Below are 16,647 nucleotides of genomic sequence, written 5' to 3'. Positions count from 1 at the left end.
TGTATCCAAACGTTTCTTCTATTACCTGACGAAGGATCTGGTTAATGATCTTGATCTATACATTTTCGAGAAAAAAGGCCCTAAATGGAAAATTACCGATAAGTCGTGGGAGAAGATTCGCGATCAGCTTGTTTATTCGAAAGTAAACGGCGGATTTCCTAGCTTGATGGTCAAGGATGGGGATTTTAATCGTGTGGGTGAGCTTTATTTAATCCACGAGTATGAGGGTATGGAATTGGATTAGAAGTATGTTGAGCGTACACTGCCTCATGTCGTTCAGCTTTGGGGGAAAAACGTACACCTTGAGACTCTTGTTGAGGATAAGAAGATTGTGTTCAGCTGTGATGGGAAGAAAACGAGTCGGAAGTTTGTCTGATAATATGGACATTGCTTCATTACTTTGCCTTGAAGAGCTAACATGCATAATGCTGATACAAATAACCCGATCTCACTAGATCGGGTTTTCTATTTTTCGGACAGAGGAGGCGAAGGGGGGTGGATACCTCTTATATACAGAATATTTTCTCCATCATTTTCAAGCACCAATAAGCTCTAGTTAACCGCTAGATTTTTAAAAAGGGCAAGTTACCGCAGCACCTGCTCATCGTTTTAAGCTATTCAACCTAACGTGTCCCGTTAGCTTAATAAAAAGAGCAAGCCACAGTAGAGCTTGCTCATGTTCAGTATAATTATATCAAATTCGTACTTCTCTTTTATGAAAACGTAGGCCTTAAATTTCCTCTTGATAAACTTTTAATTCAATGAGAAAATTTTGGCTAATTGGAATTGAAAATTCCTTAAATGATTCAACTGTTGTAAAAAACAAAGCAAGATTATCATCAGTATCATATGACCAAAGTAACTTTTTCAATGACTTTAATTCATCACAAGGAGTAAATGTATACTCACAATGTAATTGTTCCATATGCGAATATTCACCTTCTTCCTCTATTGTAAACTGACGAACAAAATCGAAATAAAATAGATCAGTTCCAGTAAAATTATAAACACCACACTGAAATAATAATGCAGATTCAGCACATTCAACATCTACCTTGGCAAATGTCTTAAACGTGTTCCAAATATTCAATATATCATCAGCATTTATATTTCTGATCATTGCTTTTAATTGGTTTTCAGCTTCTTTGACATTTATCATTAAACCCTACCTCCCATATATAAAATCGTACGAACTACGAAAGATCTCCATAATTTAGTTATTCGTTAGATGAATTAACTATCCTTCCCGTTTGCATAAAGAAGCAGCCGATCATTGTGGTCAGCTGCTTCCATGTTTTTATTGAACTATCGTTCTCCGTTAGCTCAATGGACTTTCCGATAACTATACTTTTTTGGTTCATGTATGTATTTCTCTATAGGGATGCAGTCCTGCACATCAATTGAAAACATAATTTCTTGCTTAGAGTAAACGTGAATACTTCCAGACCCATATGGCCAATCAGAGATAAAGTCAGTCGAATACTGCTTTACATCATCAGAACTGACTTTTCCCCAACTCCGAGTAACTCGTGCGATACCATTGGGCCCCTCCATAAAGCCTATCCCATCATCTGTATAGAGCGCTACTTCGATGCTTCCAGCTTCTATACTGGGAAATACAACCGAAACCATACCAGAGACATAGATATCCCCTTCAATATTCATGTACTTTTTCAATTCAGCATGAAGAAACGATTGACTTAGCACTGCAATGCCCCAAGCCTGAAAACCAGTCATTTGCTCAATTGGGGCAGAGAAAAAGACTTGTGATTCCGTAAAGTCAATGTAGTTATCGAAATCATCATGTGAGACCCGAAAATCTATTCGCATAAAATTCCTCCTAATTATCATGTTTACAAGATATTTCTTTGTTACAGAAATTCCTCATCCTTTTTAAGCATTCCTGCCCGTTTAGCGTAATGGAGTACCGTAAGCTTAATACATTATATTTTGAGTCTACAACACAAATCAGCACGAACGCTATCTGTTCCACTTCCGTTTTATTTCTTGCTACCCCAACGCAGAGCTTCCCCTTTCAAGCCTGGCTGTTGAAAATCACATAGAGGTGCTATTTGAACCCTCAGAGGAACCTAAATTTATTAGGTCCCTCATAACATCAGATATATTTAACAATCTGTTGCTCCATGTTGAGTAAGCTTTAGGACATAATTGAACGCCAAGAAGTCAACAAACTGTCCTCTTTTTTGAATACCAAAACTAATAACAATCCCCATTGTTCACCCCAACAAATAATTGTGTCTAACTACAACACCTGTACATACAGGTATACATATGTACAGGTGTATGTACAGATAGATAGTCCTGATGCAGAAATAACTTCGTGCGTCTGGAATAGGTTTTATTTTTAATTAACAAGATGGCAGCTATATAAAGCTGGATTTCTATATGAACAAAGGTTGGCAGTACAAAGTTGAAGTGGATGGTCTTAACAACAAGCAACTAGAACAATAAGAAACGAAAAATGTGACAAGGCATCTAAAGAGCAGGTTATCTTGGCTGAAGAAACAACAGATACTGAAACAGGCGCACACGATAATGGTTAAAGGCTGAGTAATGTATAATCAAAATGGCGAACATTCATTTACGGCAACGGAAAACTCAAAGCAAAAGATCGTAGAAGATTCGAAATATCCATCATGAAAGCAGTATTAGCAACTTCCGACTTATTGCCTACAACAAATGCAAAAACCCGACCTCATGAGGTCGGGTTTTCCTTGGTGGAGATGGAGGCGAGGGGCCTCGCCTCCCTTTATATACAGAATTTTTTCTCAGTACATTCTCAATACAAAAACCTTTTTCTTAAAAAGTAAAATAGCAGCCGCAGCAAACTGCTCCTTGATTGTTCAACTATCGTTATCCGTTAGCTTAACGAGGTCGCCGCTCTAAGCCGGCAGCCTCGTCACTATAACCTCCGATTATAAATCTGATTTTTCCGTTTCATACCAGGTTAAGTCAAAGAGAATTGGAGGCCAGAACATCGGTTCCATCCAGCGATATTTAAGAGCATCTAGCAAATCACCTAGAACAATAACACCGTTTTTATTTTTCTGTATTTTCCACTTGCTACTAATAAATGATTTACCTTGTTCAACCAATTCATAGGCTTCCAACCAAGTATAAGTCTTTCCTACGATGTTTTCTATTCTCTGGATTTCTTCTTCATACCTCAATTTTCTTTCTCTCTCATCATCACCCGTGTTCATTGAATCCCATATTTCATCGAATTCGTAGCCCTTAAAAGGTGATTTTTCAATAATATCTTTTAAAGCATCAGTAACATATACAGCTGACCTTCTACGTTGAGGAATTTTAAAAATATATTGCCCCTCTAACTTACTTTTATCGAATTCAATTTTTTGAATTGAACCATCTATAATTATAGACTTATCATAATCGATACAATCGATCACATTAGTCACGTTTAAAGCAAATATATTTTGTTTTAATCTAAATTCAAGGAATTGCACACTGTTTTCGATGAATGTTGAAAGAAACTCCTTTGTTTCCAAAGAAATAATAGGTATCCCAGGCAAATAATCATAAAAATCATTATATTTTCCTTTCTTCACCACTTTCATTTCGACCGGAATAAAGTCATCTAACTTCTTTTCAAAATAGTTAATTTGCAATTTATCATTTTTAAGCATGATTGATGTGGCATTTGAACTATAAAGCAATCTCCAAACTTTCATATTGTTCATCCTTTCATTCTGAAGTCCCAACCCTCATTTTTCCTGTAAGTAATTCGACTAATGGAGCAGCAGCCGCAGCAAACTACTCCTTGATTGTTCAACTATCGTGTCCCGTCCCTCGGTTTTAAGGATTTATCTCACATATACTCACTCATTCGCAGGATTTCGTCACCTTGGATCAAGTCCATCTCATAAAGCAACGCAGTTGATGCCGGTTGAGGTGATGGGCTGGGCATGCGGAAATAGAGGAACACTCAGGAAGTATTCCCCAGGCTATCTCTACTGCACGCATACTCCACATGATCCCTATAGGTTCACCCTCCCACAACTCAACGGGTCAATGCCCTTACATTCCTTCGTTATACCTGTCCAAGGTGTGGAGACCGATAGCGTTTAGCGGATGGGTCTGAGCCCTTATGGGACACGAACTCGGTCCTCCGTGCTTTCTTTGTGAAATCCTGCGAATGAGTCAATATACGTGATTGCTTCTTAACTTAAGCCGCTTCTGCCCAGCTCAGGATGGTTTTCTCTGGCATGAATTTTTTCCCCGTTGAACATTACCAACTAAAATTCGTGCCAGCTTTCCTATTAACTTAAATATGGATTGCTGCTTTTTCATCTTCTTTTCTTGCACATTATGCTCATGTAGATGGCGGAATACGGGATTATTCCAAACGAGCTGAACCATCGCGAGATAGAGATATTTTCGCAAGGTGGAGTCTCCTCGTTTCGAAAGAACAATTCGTCCTTTTCTCTTTCCTGACGTACTTTCAGCCAAATTCAGGCTTGGAAATTCGTAGCTTGTGCAACATGCGTTTCTTTGGCCATGTCGATCCCTACGACGAGATGCGAGGTGGTAATTCGTTCAATCCGTTGATTTTGTGCGTCTGATTGCTTAAACTTCATAGTAAGAGCGCCTCCTTGATGGTGTATTGGACAAACCCATCATACCGAGGCGCTCCTTTTTTGACAAAGGCTATTTCTTAGCCTCAACAGGAATGTCAATGAAATAGAAAAGAGCCGGGGGATGCTTTCCCACAGGCTCTCTGTAAAAATTGCCATGCAATATTATATTTATCAACATATAAAGTAACTATGTTTTACCTTGAAAATTAAATCTTTGCAATGGAACTTAATGCAGTCGTCTACATTGCTTTCATAATCAATTATTTTAAGTGAGATTTAGGACTCAATCTCAAAAAAATAGACTTTGAATTAGCTCATGCCGTGATTGCATGAGGAGTAATCACTTCAACGCTATGAGAATATTTATCCCATTCTCAAATTGTATATCATTAGCAAGGCGGGCACCTTCACCACTAGCATTACTAATCCTCAAACCTAACATACATGATTCTGTTAAGCATGAATTTGGCAACTCTCCTATAATTGAATGCGTAAGCAGTTTTCTTTCATCGTCACTAGGTGCATGAGGATGCCATTCTGCTGGAGAGTCTACTAAAGCCGAATGCAGCACCTCTCCTTTTTTATTCAATATTACTAACTCGCTTGTTTCTAGTCCAATGGGAGCAGCAAATCCATGATTAACAATATCAATCCTTACTGCTATTGCAGCGCTCTCTTTTTCCTCGAAACCGATTTCAAGCTTTGATGCTTCCAGCCTGTAACCAAGATGATCGCGGATGTATTCAAAAACGGTTCTTCCCACTCTTTCTCCCTTATCATTTTTAAACCACGCTTCAGAGAAATGTAGTTTATTCTGAATAAGCCATTCCTCATTAATATATATATCTTTCCAGTTCGTAAACGAATATTTGATCTCATCACCATTTTCCCTGTAGTTATGCACTAGACTTAGAGAAGTATAGCGGTGATCCGAAAGCCTCTTTATCGTTTCAAAGCCATCGATTAGCCAACCTTCCTCCTCGAGTGACCATGAACCCCACGGGAGTTCTCCATCTACAAGAACAAAAGGAGATTCATCAGCCATTTGAATGTACTGCTCGGAGGAAGGATTTAAACCGGCATCCCACTCATGGGGTTCTATCACTATGAAATCATCATGAAACCCTATCCTATTATACTGCGGATTATCACTAGAAATTAAGTTTTTAAAAATCGGCAATCGCACTTGGACTTGTATCCCCTCTGGTACCATGTCCATTATCCCTTCTAGTATTGCTTTCTCGTTCAGTTCGTGCTTAGAGCTATGCCATTCCCCCCATGCACCAATAATTCCGGCCTGATAGACATGGATTATATCCTTATTTTGTTCCATGAAGGGAGTAAGCTGTTTCATATGCTTAAGTGCCCATTCATTAGTTGGACCTTTTGGTCCACCAAAGTCAGTTTCATATGTAAATCGAAGTACTGCCTTCAGCTTTAGCTTCCGCAATTCATCAAGAAATCTCTGCATTGTTTCAAAACCTTTATCATCTATCATCTTTTCTTCATATTGCGAAAGGTAGAAATAGGTTTGGGCCAGTTTTGGCTTGTCTTCCTTATAGTAATCAAACTGATGTTGTAAAAAATCAATCCCCCTATCAAACCCCGGTTTAAATGGGTTCTTGTCGAGTTCTGCATCCGTCGCAACCTCTAGCCTAAAACCCCTGTCTGGATTATCAAGCAACTCCTTAGACTTTGAACCAGGCAGTGGAGATAAGTTAATTAAATCATCGTATTTCATTGTAATCCTCCTTAATAAATAATATTTCCGCATCCTTCAGATTAGATATTATCCACTAACTTGAAAAAAAAGTAGATTTTTTGTTTAGTATTTAAAAACATAATACTAACATGTTTGAGGAATTAATTTCCTAATACACGGAATTCTTATGTCACTTTTATTACGTATCGGTCAAGGTCTCAATCGCTATTCGGCATCCAAGGGCGCGGTACGAGCGGTATCTAAAGCAGTTTCTACAGCTTTCGGCCGTGAAGGTATTCGTGTAAATGCTCTCTTCCCTGGGATCATTAAAACACCTTTAAGCTCTTCAAAAGATTTGCTGGGCTGTTTGATCCAAGCTACGTCGTTTCGCAGTTGAGGCAAACCTGACGATATTGCGCAAGCAGCTTAGTTCCTTGCATCAGGTGAATCTTCTAATATTGCTGGTGCGCAGATCTTTATTAACGGTGGATACCCAGCCCAATAACATGTGAGAGTAGCCTTTTCATTAGCAAGCTTCCTCTAGTTGATCGTTTGCCTGTCTTAAGGGATCCTTGAATTCATTATAGGCATCGCTAGAAAGCGCTCGCAATTTAGATTTGTTTACAATTGTTTCAATTTTTTTACCAATGCGAATGTCGTTACTGCATCGGAGACATTCCCGTCATCTTCTTAAAAAGGTCTTGAAGTAGGAGTTGGAATCGAAGCTTGCGCGGACAGCAATGTCGTATAAATTCAACAAAGTATTGAGCAACAGATCGATGTCCGCGTTAAACCGGCTCGATTGGATGTAATCGAGTACTGAACTTGGAGGAGGAGAGCAGCATGGAATTAATTGACCGTTATATTTATGTGGTGACGCAGCGTTTGCCTGAGCAGCAAAGAGCGGATATTAAACGAGAATTGCAAAGCCTAATTGAAGATATACTGGAGGAGCATATATCAACTGGCCAAACATCTAAAGAGGATGTTGAAAGCGTGCTACTTTAGCCAGGCCGACCGAATGAGCTGACCGCCTCGAACCTTTTGCCCACCAAAGGAAAGACTTCAAAACCCTGGTATCGGCCTGGACCAAGGTTAAACAATGGCTGGTAAACGCCATCTTCGTGTTTCCATTGATTAATATCATAACTGAGTCCTTTGCCAGGTTCCGAGCAAAATCATCGCCAACTTCTTTGACAAAACAAAAACCGCGTGTATAGCGGCTCGGACTGTTGAGAAACCCTCATTTTTCCGATTAAGGCTGGTTCAGAAGGAATCTCAGCAATTCTGGCTGACCTCAAAGGTCAGTTTTTTGTTGTTACATCCACAGTCCTCCTAACAACATTTTCGCCCTACTTTTGGTACGGTTCAGCATATCATCTCTAAGACGAAAAATTACTTGTGGTACTTAGCACGTCAAACCTCGCAGCTGGGGCTAAAAAGTGGCCGAAAGCACCGAATCCAATCAGGAAATTTAAGTCTTATCTCATTTGTGACGTTATTTTTCTTTTTTTGTATACCACGGAGTACTGAACAAACAAATCTCCTTACCTGAATTAATTGCTTGGAACAATAACTAGGTTCTTTCTTTCAGAGTATGCGGAATAGAGGACCCCCTAGAAACGGCAGTCCTCTCTTCATCAATTCTCCATAAATAAACCACTGCTCTCTAGACTTTCGCCTATCTGAAATACCGCCGAAAGCCAAATGATGCGGCGTTTTGGAAAACTAGATCTGTATTCCTTATGTGCCATGAAGCGATTCTCTGAGCTTCCCCACTATCGCACAGCTCCACCAAGAATAATATCCAAATGCCGTGAAGTGTCATACAACGTCTGTAACGGACTTTCTGCATACAGATCGACCTCAGCTGTTACCGTATCGGTATAACCGATATCCTCTAACGCTGATCGAACTGCCGTCCAATTCACACCCCCCGAAAGCAGCGGGACAAAACCATGACCTGTGCCTACACCTGGTCGGTAATCCTTCACGTGCACTTTGAATATACGTGAACCAAGAATTTTGATCCATTGCTGCGGATAACCGTTATGCAATATATTTCCTACATCAAAATAAACCCCAAGATAAGCAGATTGAAGATCGTCGACATAAGCACGCATTTCAAGTGGCGATAATAGAAATTTGTTCCACACGTTTTCGATGCCTATGCGAACACGTCGTTTTTCTGCTTCTTTCACTAGCAAAGCTAGTTCTGCACGGCTACGGTCGTAGCACTCATCGTACGAAGTCTCCTCGCTTACTGCTCCAGGCACGACAAGCACCGTATCGATACCTAGCAGCTCCGCTAACTTCAACTGTTTCTCGACAACATGGCGCCCCTGCTCACGAACAGACACGTCCGCAGAAGAAAGCGGGGTTTGCCACAGCAAGGAGGTAGACAAGCTTCGCAGCTGAATATCGTACTCTTTTGCCATGCGTCCAATCTCCTCTGCCTCCTTCGGAGTCGTTTCCATGGTCAGACCAACGCCGCCTAAAGGATTAACATTCAGCTCAACCGCATCATAACCTGCCTCACGGCTAATCAGGAATAACTGATGAAGCGGCATACCTTCAGGAAAACACCATTGATTCACTCCTTTTAACATATCCTAACCTCCACTGTGTATGTCAATATGAAAACAATTAAACTTTTATGCCGAATTGATCATTATTGCTTGCTTCGCAACCGCCGAATCATTCGCAGCCAGCGTAACTTCAAGCGTTGCTGCCGCTTCGCTATAATCACACAGCACTAGCTCCTGCCGTCCTGTTTTTACAGCTGTGACGAACGCCCGATTCTGTTCGAGGTAGAAATCCATCTCCGATGTCAAAGTCACGTCCTGTGTGTCATCCACAATCCGTACCGTATTACCACTTATTGACACGTAGAAGTCATGCCCGAAAAACTCCACATCCCCGCGACCAATTTGACGGGACAAAACCGTATTGCTGAACGTGCCTAGCGCCCCGTTCTGGAGGCAGAAAGATACGATACCCACATCATATACTGTAGCCTCTGGATAATTTCGATGGATGTGTCGTTGCTCATAGTGCGCTTGGACGTAGTCAAACTCACCAGCCAAATAACGAATCAAGTCCACTTGATGTGTTGATTGCTCTACAAGTTGACCGCCCGAACATTCCATGAGCCTCCACCAACCTACTTCTGGCATTCCGCCAATTCGGTATGCGAGTACCATATCTACTTGCTTATCAACCAAGTACGTCTTTGCCTTCTGCACAGTGTCTAGATAGCGCAAGCAATAGCCTGACGAATGAATGATTCCCGATTCACGAATGATTTGTTCTTTACGACGCACTTCTTCCATATGCAAGCCGGTAGGTTTCTCCGATAACAGATGTATGCCCCGTGCTGCAGCAGCTTCTTCAATCCCTTCCCTAGCAAAAGGTGGCGTGCAAATATAAAGGGCATCAATTACCCCCGCATCCAACATTTCTTCCAAAGTTCCATACGTCTCTGCGCCAAATGTTTCAGCCATCTCCTTCGCCCGATCCGCGTTCATATCGCATACAGCCGTAATCACTGCGTCCTCGATTTGACTCAAAGTTTTCATATGGTACTCTGCCATGCCACCTACTCCGATAAATCCAATTCTTACTTTTTCCATCTGAAACGGCCTCCCTAAATGTTTGTTTACGTTTACACCATTAGCATATCGAATCTGAAAACGCTTGTATTTAGGGAAACCGAACCGCAATTTACGCAAAACGCAACTAGTTCAGCATCGAACCGTGCTGCAACCTTTGACTTTTCCGCCAAACCGTAGGCGGCAGACCTTCTTGTTCCTTAAACCACTGTGAAAATGAATGCAACCTAAAAAAGCCAACCTGTTCGGCTACTTCACGTATATCCTTATCTGTTGAACTAAGCAGCCATTTTGCCTCCTGCAAACGGCACTGCTGCTGATACTGCTTTGGGCTAACTCCGTACATTTGTTCAAAAACACGGCGAAAGGCGGGCTCTGTAAAGCCGGCCATCTCTGCCAAATCAGAAATGTGAACTGATTCCTGCACATTTTCACGTATGTAGTCAGCCGCTTTCGTCACCGTCATACCCTGCAAATCCTGCTGCGAGTGTTCGAGCAAAAAAAGCAGCAGCACTTCCATCCAGGCCGAATAATTGGCTTTTTTTTCTTTTAAGAACGAAGATTTCATCCGTAACCATTCCCGGAACAATCGCTCGAATCGCTCTTTGTCCAGTCGGGATAAAGCAAGGAATATAGGAGATCTATCTGCACCTCCGTCACCAGTAAATCCGCTGCCTCCGAGTTTCGCGACCAGCTCCGTTGTACGTGCTGTTACTCCCTGCAACAAAATAACTCCGAATCTCACATTCGTCACGGCTTCAAACCTGTGCGCCAAGCCTGGTGGAATAATTACGATATGGCCTGCTTCCATCCAGTTATGCTTCGACCACTCGAACAAGCACCGTCCTTCTAGCACGATACTGACTTCAACGGCCGTATGACGGTGAAATCCATCATCATAAAAGTCGGCATCATGTGTGCCGATAAAACTACGGATATCCAGCTCATCTTGCATTTGTCTTGCACACCTCCAAAGCAGTTCGGATACTTATTCCATATTCATTCTTTTTAAATCGTCTTAGTAGTTCCTTTAAAATACCACTTGGTTTATCCAATTGACTACCGATCAAGATTAATTTCAATCACTAATATTGTAACCATGTCGCTGAGAGAACGTCTGTTTCTTCTACTTCTTAAACGAGGCATCTAGTCTAAATGACTATAACCTCGTTTTTACAAAAAGGATTTTTGATTTTAATGATTCTGAATGTTTAACGCCTAAAAAAGTCATCACAAGTTAACTAGCTCCACTAATTCTTATGAAAGAAATTGGACCATGCCCTCTCTTTCACCTCGGGATGTAATACAATAACTACTTTATCCTCCGATATTACTCCAACCACCTCGGGCTCGAACGTATCTTGAATACAAGTGGCGATCAGTCTCTCAAACGCCGCATCGCATTAAACACATATAAACGAAACCGGATAATGGCTCTCAGCATCTGCAGTACTTAAAACGCAGCTAATGATTCCTTTTTCCGTTTCTGGGATAGCTTTGAATCAATGATGTACACACCCTCGGTTGACTTTCTGATACTAGTTCATCAATATCCCAATCACTATATTCACATGTTTAATCTAATCCTACAACATCAGTAATCACTAGGCTGACCACGCACCTTTAAAATCCTTATATCACGATTTCTTAACCTTTCACACATCTTCTCTCTTACTACCATACCCTGATATAAGCAATAATCTATAGGAAACTTGTTTACTAAATGATTCTCAAGATTTCCGGATAGCAGAGGGTAATTAATAAAATCACACTCAGAACAAGGACGTACAACTGCCTTGGGTGGTGTACCCGCAACGATATAATGCGCTGCATTAGCAAATGATGGAACACTAATCCCAGCTCTAATTAAGTTTAAACGTAACGCGAGTGAAGACGCTTTTGTGGTACCTGCAATAACACCCAGCATCTTATTTGAAGCATTTGCAGTACCTCCAAAACCCAAGAAACCTGAAAAAAATTCAGTCCTTTCTTCATCAGTCATATTGTATTAAATTTGTAAGAATCACTTTCTGGACCATACGTCTTAACCGGCACTTTGGAACTGGTTAAATGAACGCGAATGGGAAGGAATTATTTCGAAGCATCTAGATAGCCCTTTCGTAGAAGGCAAGAAACATAAATACAGGTACAAGAAACGTAAAGAGGTTAAAATCGTGGCGGATGTCGTGGGTATAAAACTTAAAAATGGCTATGTATCTAGCCTTGTATTGCGATATGAAAATCTGACACGTATCAGGCATCGATGCAACATCCCTCTCCTTCACGATGCCATTCGAATACATGGCTCTAAAATGGAATACATAGTCCCAATCTCTTAAAACATCTTTAGCCTAACCTTACCTTGCTTAGCACCAATATAACCACTCCATGCTTTCTTATCGGTAGATGCTAAGGTCGTCCTGCCTATTCGTTCCGCTGCTGCTTCGACCTTGATTGCCTTTATAGTACAAATGCCGGTATCTGTTGTTCTCGCGTTAAGAACAAAACGTTCACGCGTCCAAAAGGTTGAAGGACTTCGCAATTCCTTCGTTTTTACTTCATTCCATCGCCGTCGGTATGCTTCCCACTCTTCTATATGCACCACTTCTGCCCGTTTACTCGATAACATAAGAAAGTAAAAAACCTCCCCGCAGCACCCTGCAGAGAGGTTCCCTCTAATAAAATATCTTTTCATCCCGCTTATCCTTAAGTATTTCCACCGCTTCCCGGAACCGCAAAGAGTGTATAATCTCCCGCTCCCGCAAATACTTCAAGCTATCCTGCAGATCCACATCGTCCGTTAGATCAATCAGCCACTGATACGTCGCCCTAGCCTTCTCCTCCGCCGCTATATCCTCATATAGATCCGCAATTGGATCACCTTTGGCTTGAATATAGGCGGCCGTAAACGGTACGCCTCCTGCATTCTCATAGAATAAGGCGCTGTCATGAGCCACATAATGAGCACCTAGGCCTGCAGCCTTAAGCTGCTCTGGCGTTGCATCTTTTGTCAGCTTGTAAATCATGGTCGCGATCATCTCAAGGTGCGCAAATTCGTTGGTACATTGTAATTAACAGTGATGATTTTCCTAGACACAGCAAGGCTTTTCGATTTTGAATATTTCGGAGGGGTATTGGCAAAAAGCCAGTTCTTTCGTCCAATCACAAATGGTTTGATCGATCGTTCACTCCGGTTATTGTCCAGTTCCAGCCTCCCGTCTTTCAGAAACGCTGTCAGCTTATCCCATTGATTTAAGCTATAGGCAATGTTTCGCAATATGAAACAGCTTTTTAATCATTGTAAAATCAGTCATCCGCATCACACCTTATTCTTGTATAATACTCCATATATCCTCTTATCTGCATTTCTTCGTACAACTCTTTAGTTAAATATTTCATTCTTTCCTCTTAATCTCATTTCGCTGACTTACTAAGTATACGGCTTGTAAATCTCTTTTTTTTTGCGCTAACCTTCCCATTAGTTTAATAAAAAACGGGCCATTAACATGACTAAAAAATCAAAAAAACCGAATTCACTAGGTCGGAAAGCTTCATCTTAAGCTATTCAACTAACGTTCCCCGTCCTTCGGATGGAAGATGCTGGAGGATGCAGCCAAGTAAAAGCATCTCCTTGTAATCGATATAGACGGCTCGAAGGTTGCCTGTTTTCCTTTCATAACTCAACGATCCCTTTAAGATGCACATCTGAAATGCCGCCGCATCCGATAAACCCGAGTTTTATGCTTTATCCTCCTTCAATATTTGAGAGCATCCAACGTTAACCATTCAGTGGAATTATTTGGAATAGCGATCAAACTCTCAGAACTGATCAAAATAATTTACTGGAGCCTCTTAGACGGTACGGTGCACAAAAAAAGCCAGAGTCAGACAACTGACTCTGGCTTTTTGGGGTTAACGTCTCCCGCGAAGCAACTCTTCGATTTCTTCCAGCGTCCCGAGCGAATGAATGGCGCCCTTACGAGTCGTAGCGAGCGCCCCGCCGGCGTTGGCGAAGGCGACTGTTCTGTGCAGTTCCTCCTCGCTCCAGTTCGCCAACTTCGTCTCGCTGCCGAGCACGCAGTGCAGAAACGCGCCCATGAAAGCGTCGCCCGCCCCGGTCGTATCGACTGGAACGACACGGTTGGCTGCTACTTCGCCGGCATAGCGCGCCGTCCGATAATACGTTCCTGCTGCTCCTCGCGTGACAAGCAGTACGTCCAGCCCGTAGCGAAGGACAAGCTCTTCGGCTCCGGTAGCAATATCCAGTGTGCCGGCGTCAGGCAGGCCCGTCAGCAGCGCCAGTTCCTCATCCGACACCTTAACAATGTGAGCCTGTTCAAGCCCACTCTTCATCCATACAAGCCCGAGTTCCTCGGTCTCCCACAGAGATGGACGCCAGTTCGGATCGTAGGAGATGATCGCGCCTGCTTGCCGCGCCGCCTCAACTGCATGAATCGTCGCATGGCGCGAAGGCTCCGATGTTAGCGAGATGGAGCCGAAGTGGAACAGACGCGTTCCGCTTGTAAGTTCCGGCCGCACTTCGGCCTCCGTAAGCAGCGCGTCCGCTCCCGGCTGACGGGCGAAGTGGAACGAACGCTCTCCCCGCTCATCCAAATGTACGAACGCCATCGTCGTATGTGCGTCCCGGCTTAATACAAGCCCCTCATCTGCGATTCCTTGCCGGATCAGCACATCCCGCAAATACTCGCCGAACGGATCCTGTCCGACCTTGCCGATAAAGGCAGTCTTGTTGCCCAGTTTTGCGAGCGCCGCCAGTACATTAACCGGTGCGCCGCCGGGGTTGCGTTCCAACAAAGGCTCACCCGATACCGAAACGCCATCCGGCACGAAATCGATCAAATACTCGCCAAGTGCCACCGCATCGTAAATTTTGTGCCCCATTACCCTTTGACCCCCGACATCGTGATGCCCTGAATGTAGTAGCGCTGCAGAAACAAGAACAGAATCAGAATCGGAGCCGTTGCTATCGTGCTAGCCGCCAAAATTTTGGACCAATCGGTACCGGCTAGCGAAGAGAACGACGCAATCGCGACTTGAAGCATCTGCTTCTTTTCGTCGTTGATGACGATAAGAGGCCAGAGATACGAGTCCCAGTTGCCGAGAAACGTCATAAGGCCGAGTGTTATTAGCGCCGGAACGGCCGCCGGAACGACGATTCTAATGAACACACGCATAACCGAAGCACCGTCAATCTTCGCCGCTTCCATAATCTCATTCGGAATGTCCGCAAAAAACTGCCGCAGCAGGAAGATGCCGAACACCGACAGCGAGGAAGGCACAATGAGACTAGCGTATGAGTTGACCCAACCGAAATTGTTCATCAGCAAGTAGTTTGGCACGAGCGTTACTTCACCCGGAATAACCATCGCCGACATGAACAAGGCGAAGACGATCGACTTGCCACGGAATCGCAGCTTCGCGAAAGCGAAGGCGGCCAAGGCGCTTACGACGAGCACGTTGACGGTTACGGATCCAGCCACGATCACTGTGTTCCAAATGTAGCGTAGGAATGGATTCGTTTCGCTGAAAATAACGTTTTTGTAGTTCTCCCAGGTAAACTTGACTGGCACGAACATATGCCAATTCAAGCTCGATGAATATTGGAACAGTTCCTCATAAGGACGCAGAGATCCAGCGACCATCCATACGATCGGAATGATGCAGACGATGGCGATGAGCGTCATCATGATGTATTTAAGCGCAAACCCCATTTGCCGCATAATAATCCCCCTAGTAGTCAGCTTTCTTATTGAAATAGGTCATTTGCGCAAGCGAGATGATCAGCACGATAGCGAACAGTACAAAAGCTGCCGCTGTGCCGTAGCCCATTTGCATTTGCTGAAAAGCCGTTTTCCAGATGTAATACACGACTGTCTGGGTGGACCCGTTCGGTCCTCCATTGGTGAGGACGAAGACGATACCACCCAGCTTGATTGCATCGATCGTCGTCATAATGACAACGAAAGCCATCGTCCGGTTCAGCATCGGCAGCGTAATGCGGAAGAACTGCTGCGCTCGGCTTGCTCCGTCAACCCGAGCCGCCTCATATAAGTCTTGAGAGATGTTGTTCAGTCCCGCAAGAAAAATAATCATGAAAAACCCAGATGCTTTCCAAATGCCGAGAATGATTATGCCGTACATCGCGGTATCCGGATTGGATAAAAAGTTCGTCAGCGGCAGTCCCATCGACTTGAGAAGCTGATTCAGGATGCCGAAGTCCTTGTTGTAGATGAGCTTGAACACCGTGGCTGCGACCGAGGTCGAGATCACGACTGGGATAAAATAAGCCGTGCGAAACAGGCTTGTAAAACGCCCGGCTCGCTGAATCAGCAACGCGAGGCCTAGCGAGATCGCTGTCTGTACCGGAATAACAATGACCGCGAAGAATAGTGAATGCCGAAGACTTGCCAGAAACTCAGAGTCATTTATCAGCGTCCGGTAATTATCTATGCCGTTAAAAGACCGGGTTCCGCCTACCATGTTGTAGTTCTGGAAGCTGATGAAGAATGCTTGGACCATCGGGTAGAAGACAAAGAGCAGAAGCGCTGCCAACGCAGGCAAGATGAACAGCCAAGCCGTTTTCTCTTCCTGGCGCAGTGCCCGGCCGAAGGGATTTCCTTTGCGGCGCTTGGATATCAATGGAGCCAGCTCGGTGTGTGCCATGGTTTTCCCTTCCTTTCAGTTTGGTGGATTG

General features: G+C 43.3%; 15 protein-coding genes and 4 pseudogenes. 3 read left to right on the top strand and 16 right to left on the bottom strand.

Features of this window, described 5'->3' with window-relative positions; genetic code table 11:
• Positions 1-22: 22 nt before the first annotated feature.
• Positions 23-376, top strand: a pseudogene (locus AC0VYE_RS12335) (stage V sporulation protein R); the annotation flags it as partial.
• 354 nt (positions 377-730) lie between these two features.
• On the opposite strand, the gene AC0VYE_RS12330 reads toward AC0VYE_RS12335, so the two are convergent.
• The 6 genes and pseudogenes from AC0VYE_RS12330 to AC0VYE_RS12305 all read right to left on the bottom strand — a co-directional run bounded on the left by AC0VYE_RS12330 (position 731) and on the right by AC0VYE_RS12305 (position 6,360).
• Positions 731-1,159, bottom strand: a complete 429-nt coding sequence (locus AC0VYE_RS12330; protein ID WP_475448265.1) for a hypothetical protein — start codon at positions 1,157-1,159, stop codon at positions 731-733.
• 164 nt (positions 1,160-1,323) lie between these two features.
• Positions 1,324-1,830, bottom strand: coding sequence for a hypothetical protein (locus AC0VYE_RS12325; RefSeq protein ID WP_475448263.1), 507 nt, complete (start codon positions 1,828-1,830; stop codon positions 1,324-1,326).
• A gap of 1,106 nt (positions 1,831-2,936) precedes the next feature.
• Positions 2,937-3,713: an imm11 family protein gene (locus tag AC0VYE_RS12320; RefSeq protein WP_475448261.1), complete on the bottom strand. Its 777-nt coding sequence runs from the start codon at positions 3,711-3,713 to the stop codon at positions 2,937-2,939.
• Positions 3,714-4,227: 514 nt separating this feature from the next.
• Positions 4,228-4,497, bottom strand: a pseudogene (locus AC0VYE_RS12315) (transposase); the annotation flags it as partial.
• Entirely contained in the window at positions 4,494-4,619 is a 126-nt protein-coding gene (locus tag AC0VYE_RS12310) for a hypothetical protein (RefSeq protein ID WP_475448259.1), read from the bottom strand. The pseudogene AC0VYE_RS12315 and the gene AC0VYE_RS12310, both read right to left, overlap by 4 nt.
• Before the next feature lie 340 nt (positions 4,620-4,959).
• A complete protein-coding gene (locus AC0VYE_RS12305) occupies positions 4,960-6,360 on the bottom strand; it encodes a DUF4874 domain-containing protein (protein WP_475448257.1) in 1,401 nt (466 codons plus the stop codon).
• 148 nt (positions 6,361-6,508) lie between these two features.
• On the opposite strand from AC0VYE_RS12305, the gene AC0VYE_RS12300 reads away from it, so the two are divergent.
• Together AC0VYE_RS12300 and AC0VYE_RS12295 are read left to right on the top strand one after the other, a co-directional pair.
• On the top strand, positions 6,509-6,718 hold the full coding sequence (locus AC0VYE_RS12300; RefSeq protein WP_475448255.1) for an SDR family oxidoreductase: 210 nt from the start codon (positions 6,509-6,511) through the stop codon (positions 6,716-6,718).
• A 446-nt stretch (positions 6,719-7,164) separates the two neighbouring features.
• The gene (locus AC0VYE_RS12295) at positions 7,165-7,329 is read left to right on the top strand and encodes a hypothetical protein (RefSeq protein ID WP_475448253.1); all 165 of its coding nucleotides are present in this window, start codon (positions 7,165-7,167) and stop codon (positions 7,327-7,329) included.
• A gap of 770 nt (positions 7,330-8,099) precedes the next feature.
• Here AC0VYE_RS12295 and AC0VYE_RS12290 read toward each other — a convergent pair.
• From AC0VYE_RS12290 to AC0VYE_RS12245, 10 genes and pseudogenes are all read right to left on the bottom strand, one after another.
• Complete coding sequence (locus AC0VYE_RS12290) at positions 8,100-8,930, bottom strand: sugar phosphate isomerase/epimerase family protein (protein ID WP_475448251.1); 831 nt, start codon at positions 8,928-8,930, stop codon at positions 8,100-8,102.
• Positions 8,931-8,975: 45 nt separating this feature from the next.
• Complete coding sequence (locus AC0VYE_RS12285; RefSeq protein WP_475448248.1) at positions 8,976-9,953, bottom strand: Gfo/Idh/MocA family protein; 978 nt, start codon at positions 9,951-9,953, stop codon at positions 8,976-8,978.
• Positions 9,954-10,059: 106 nt separating this feature from the next.
• The gene (locus tag AC0VYE_RS12280) at positions 10,060-10,887 is read right to left on the bottom strand and encodes a helix-turn-helix domain-containing protein (protein ID WP_475448246.1); all 828 of its coding nucleotides are present in this window, start codon (positions 10,885-10,887) and stop codon (positions 10,060-10,062) included.
• 639 nt (positions 10,888-11,526) lie between these two features.
• A complete protein-coding gene (locus AC0VYE_RS12275; protein WP_475448244.1) occupies positions 11,527-11,934 on the bottom strand; it encodes a hypothetical protein in 408 nt (135 codons plus the stop codon).
• Between the two features lie 333 nt (positions 11,935-12,267).
• Positions 12,268-12,561, bottom strand: coding sequence for a hypothetical protein (locus tag AC0VYE_RS12270; RefSeq protein WP_475448242.1), 294 nt, complete (start codon positions 12,559-12,561; stop codon positions 12,268-12,270).
• 46 nt (positions 12,562-12,607) lie between these two features.
• A pseudogene (locus tag AC0VYE_RS12265) lies at positions 12,608-12,994 on the bottom strand (manganese catalase family protein); the annotation flags it as partial.
• Positions 12,995-13,062: 68 nt separating this feature from the next.
• A pseudogene (locus AC0VYE_RS12260) lies at positions 13,063-13,200 on the bottom strand (IS66 family transposase); the annotation flags it as partial.
• Between the two features lie 644 nt (positions 13,201-13,844).
• On the bottom strand, positions 13,845-14,834 hold the full coding sequence (locus AC0VYE_RS12255; protein ID WP_430062157.1) for a carbohydrate kinase family protein: 990 nt from the start codon (positions 14,832-14,834) through the stop codon (positions 13,845-13,847).
• The gene (locus AC0VYE_RS12250) at positions 14,834-15,673 is read right to left on the bottom strand and encodes a carbohydrate ABC transporter permease (protein ID WP_430062160.1); all 840 of its coding nucleotides are present in this window, start codon (positions 15,671-15,673) and stop codon (positions 14,834-14,836) included. Before AC0VYE_RS12250 ends, AC0VYE_RS12255 begins: the two co-directional genes overlap by 1 nt.
• A gap of 10 nt (positions 15,674-15,683) precedes the next feature.
• Positions 15,684-16,616, bottom strand: a complete 933-nt coding sequence (locus AC0VYE_RS12245) for a carbohydrate ABC transporter permease (protein ID WP_430062163.1) — start codon at positions 16,614-16,616, stop codon at positions 15,684-15,686.
• Between the last annotated feature and the right edge of the window lie 31 nt (positions 16,617-16,647).

The sequence above is a fragment of the Pristimantibacillus sp. Z349TD_6 genome (assembly GCF_056173205.1).
The sequence above is the reverse complement of the archived record's forward strand: the minus strand, read 5'-3'. Positions and strand labels throughout refer to the sequence as shown.

Excerpts from the sequence above, each read along its gene's own strand:
- AC0VYE_RS12330 (WP_475448265.1), bottom strand. The coding sequence starts at position 1,159 with ATGATAAATGTCAAAGAAGCTGAAAACCAATTAAAAGCAATGATCAGA.
- AC0VYE_RS12325 (WP_475448263.1), bottom strand. The coding sequence starts at position 1,830 with ATGCGAATAGATTTTCGGGTCTCACATGATGATTTCGATAACTACATT.
- AC0VYE_RS12320 (WP_475448261.1), bottom strand. The coding sequence starts at position 3,713 with ATGAAAGTTTGGAGATTGCTTTATAGTTCAAATGCCACATCAATCATG.
- AC0VYE_RS12310 (WP_475448259.1), bottom strand. The coding sequence starts at position 4,619 with ATGAAGTTTAAGCAATCAGACGCACAAAATCAACGGATTGAACGAATT.
- AC0VYE_RS12305 (WP_475448257.1), bottom strand. The coding sequence starts at position 6,360 with ATGAAATACGATGATTTAATTAACTTATCTCCACTGCCTGGTTCAAAG.
- AC0VYE_RS12300 (WP_475448255.1), top strand. The coding sequence starts at position 6,509 with ATGTCACTTTTATTACGTATCGGTCAAGGTCTCAATCGCTATTCGGCA.
- AC0VYE_RS12295 (WP_475448253.1), top strand. The coding sequence starts at position 7,165 with ATGGAATTAATTGACCGTTATATTTATGTGGTGACGCAGCGTTTGCCT.
- AC0VYE_RS12290 (WP_475448251.1), bottom strand. The coding sequence starts at position 8,930 with ATGTTAAAAGGAGTGAATCAATGGTGTTTTCCTGAAGGTATGCCGCTT.
- AC0VYE_RS12285 (WP_475448248.1), bottom strand. The coding sequence starts at position 9,953 with ATGGAAAAAGTAAGAATTGGATTTATCGGAGTAGGTGGCATGGCAGAG.
- AC0VYE_RS12280 (WP_475448246.1), bottom strand. The coding sequence starts at position 10,887 with ATGCAAGATGAGCTGGATATCCGTAGTTTTATCGGCACACATGATGCC.
- AC0VYE_RS12275 (WP_475448244.1), bottom strand. The coding sequence starts at position 11,934 with ATGACTGATGAAGAAAGGACTGAATTTTTTTCAGGTTTCTTGGGTTTT.
- AC0VYE_RS12270 (WP_475448242.1), bottom strand. The coding sequence starts at position 12,561 with ATGTTATCGAGTAAACGGGCAGAAGTGGTGCATATAGAAGAGTGGGAA.
- AC0VYE_RS12255 (WP_430062157.1), bottom strand. The coding sequence starts at position 14,834 with ATGGGGCACAAAATTTACGATGCGGTGGCACTTGGCGAGTATTTGATC.
- AC0VYE_RS12250 (WP_430062160.1), bottom strand. The coding sequence starts at position 15,673 with ATGCGGCAAATGGGGTTTGCGCTTAAATACATCATGATGACGCTCATC.
- AC0VYE_RS12245 (WP_430062163.1), bottom strand. The coding sequence starts at position 16,616 with ATGGCACACACCGAGCTGGCTCCATTGATATCCAAGCGCCGCAAAGGA.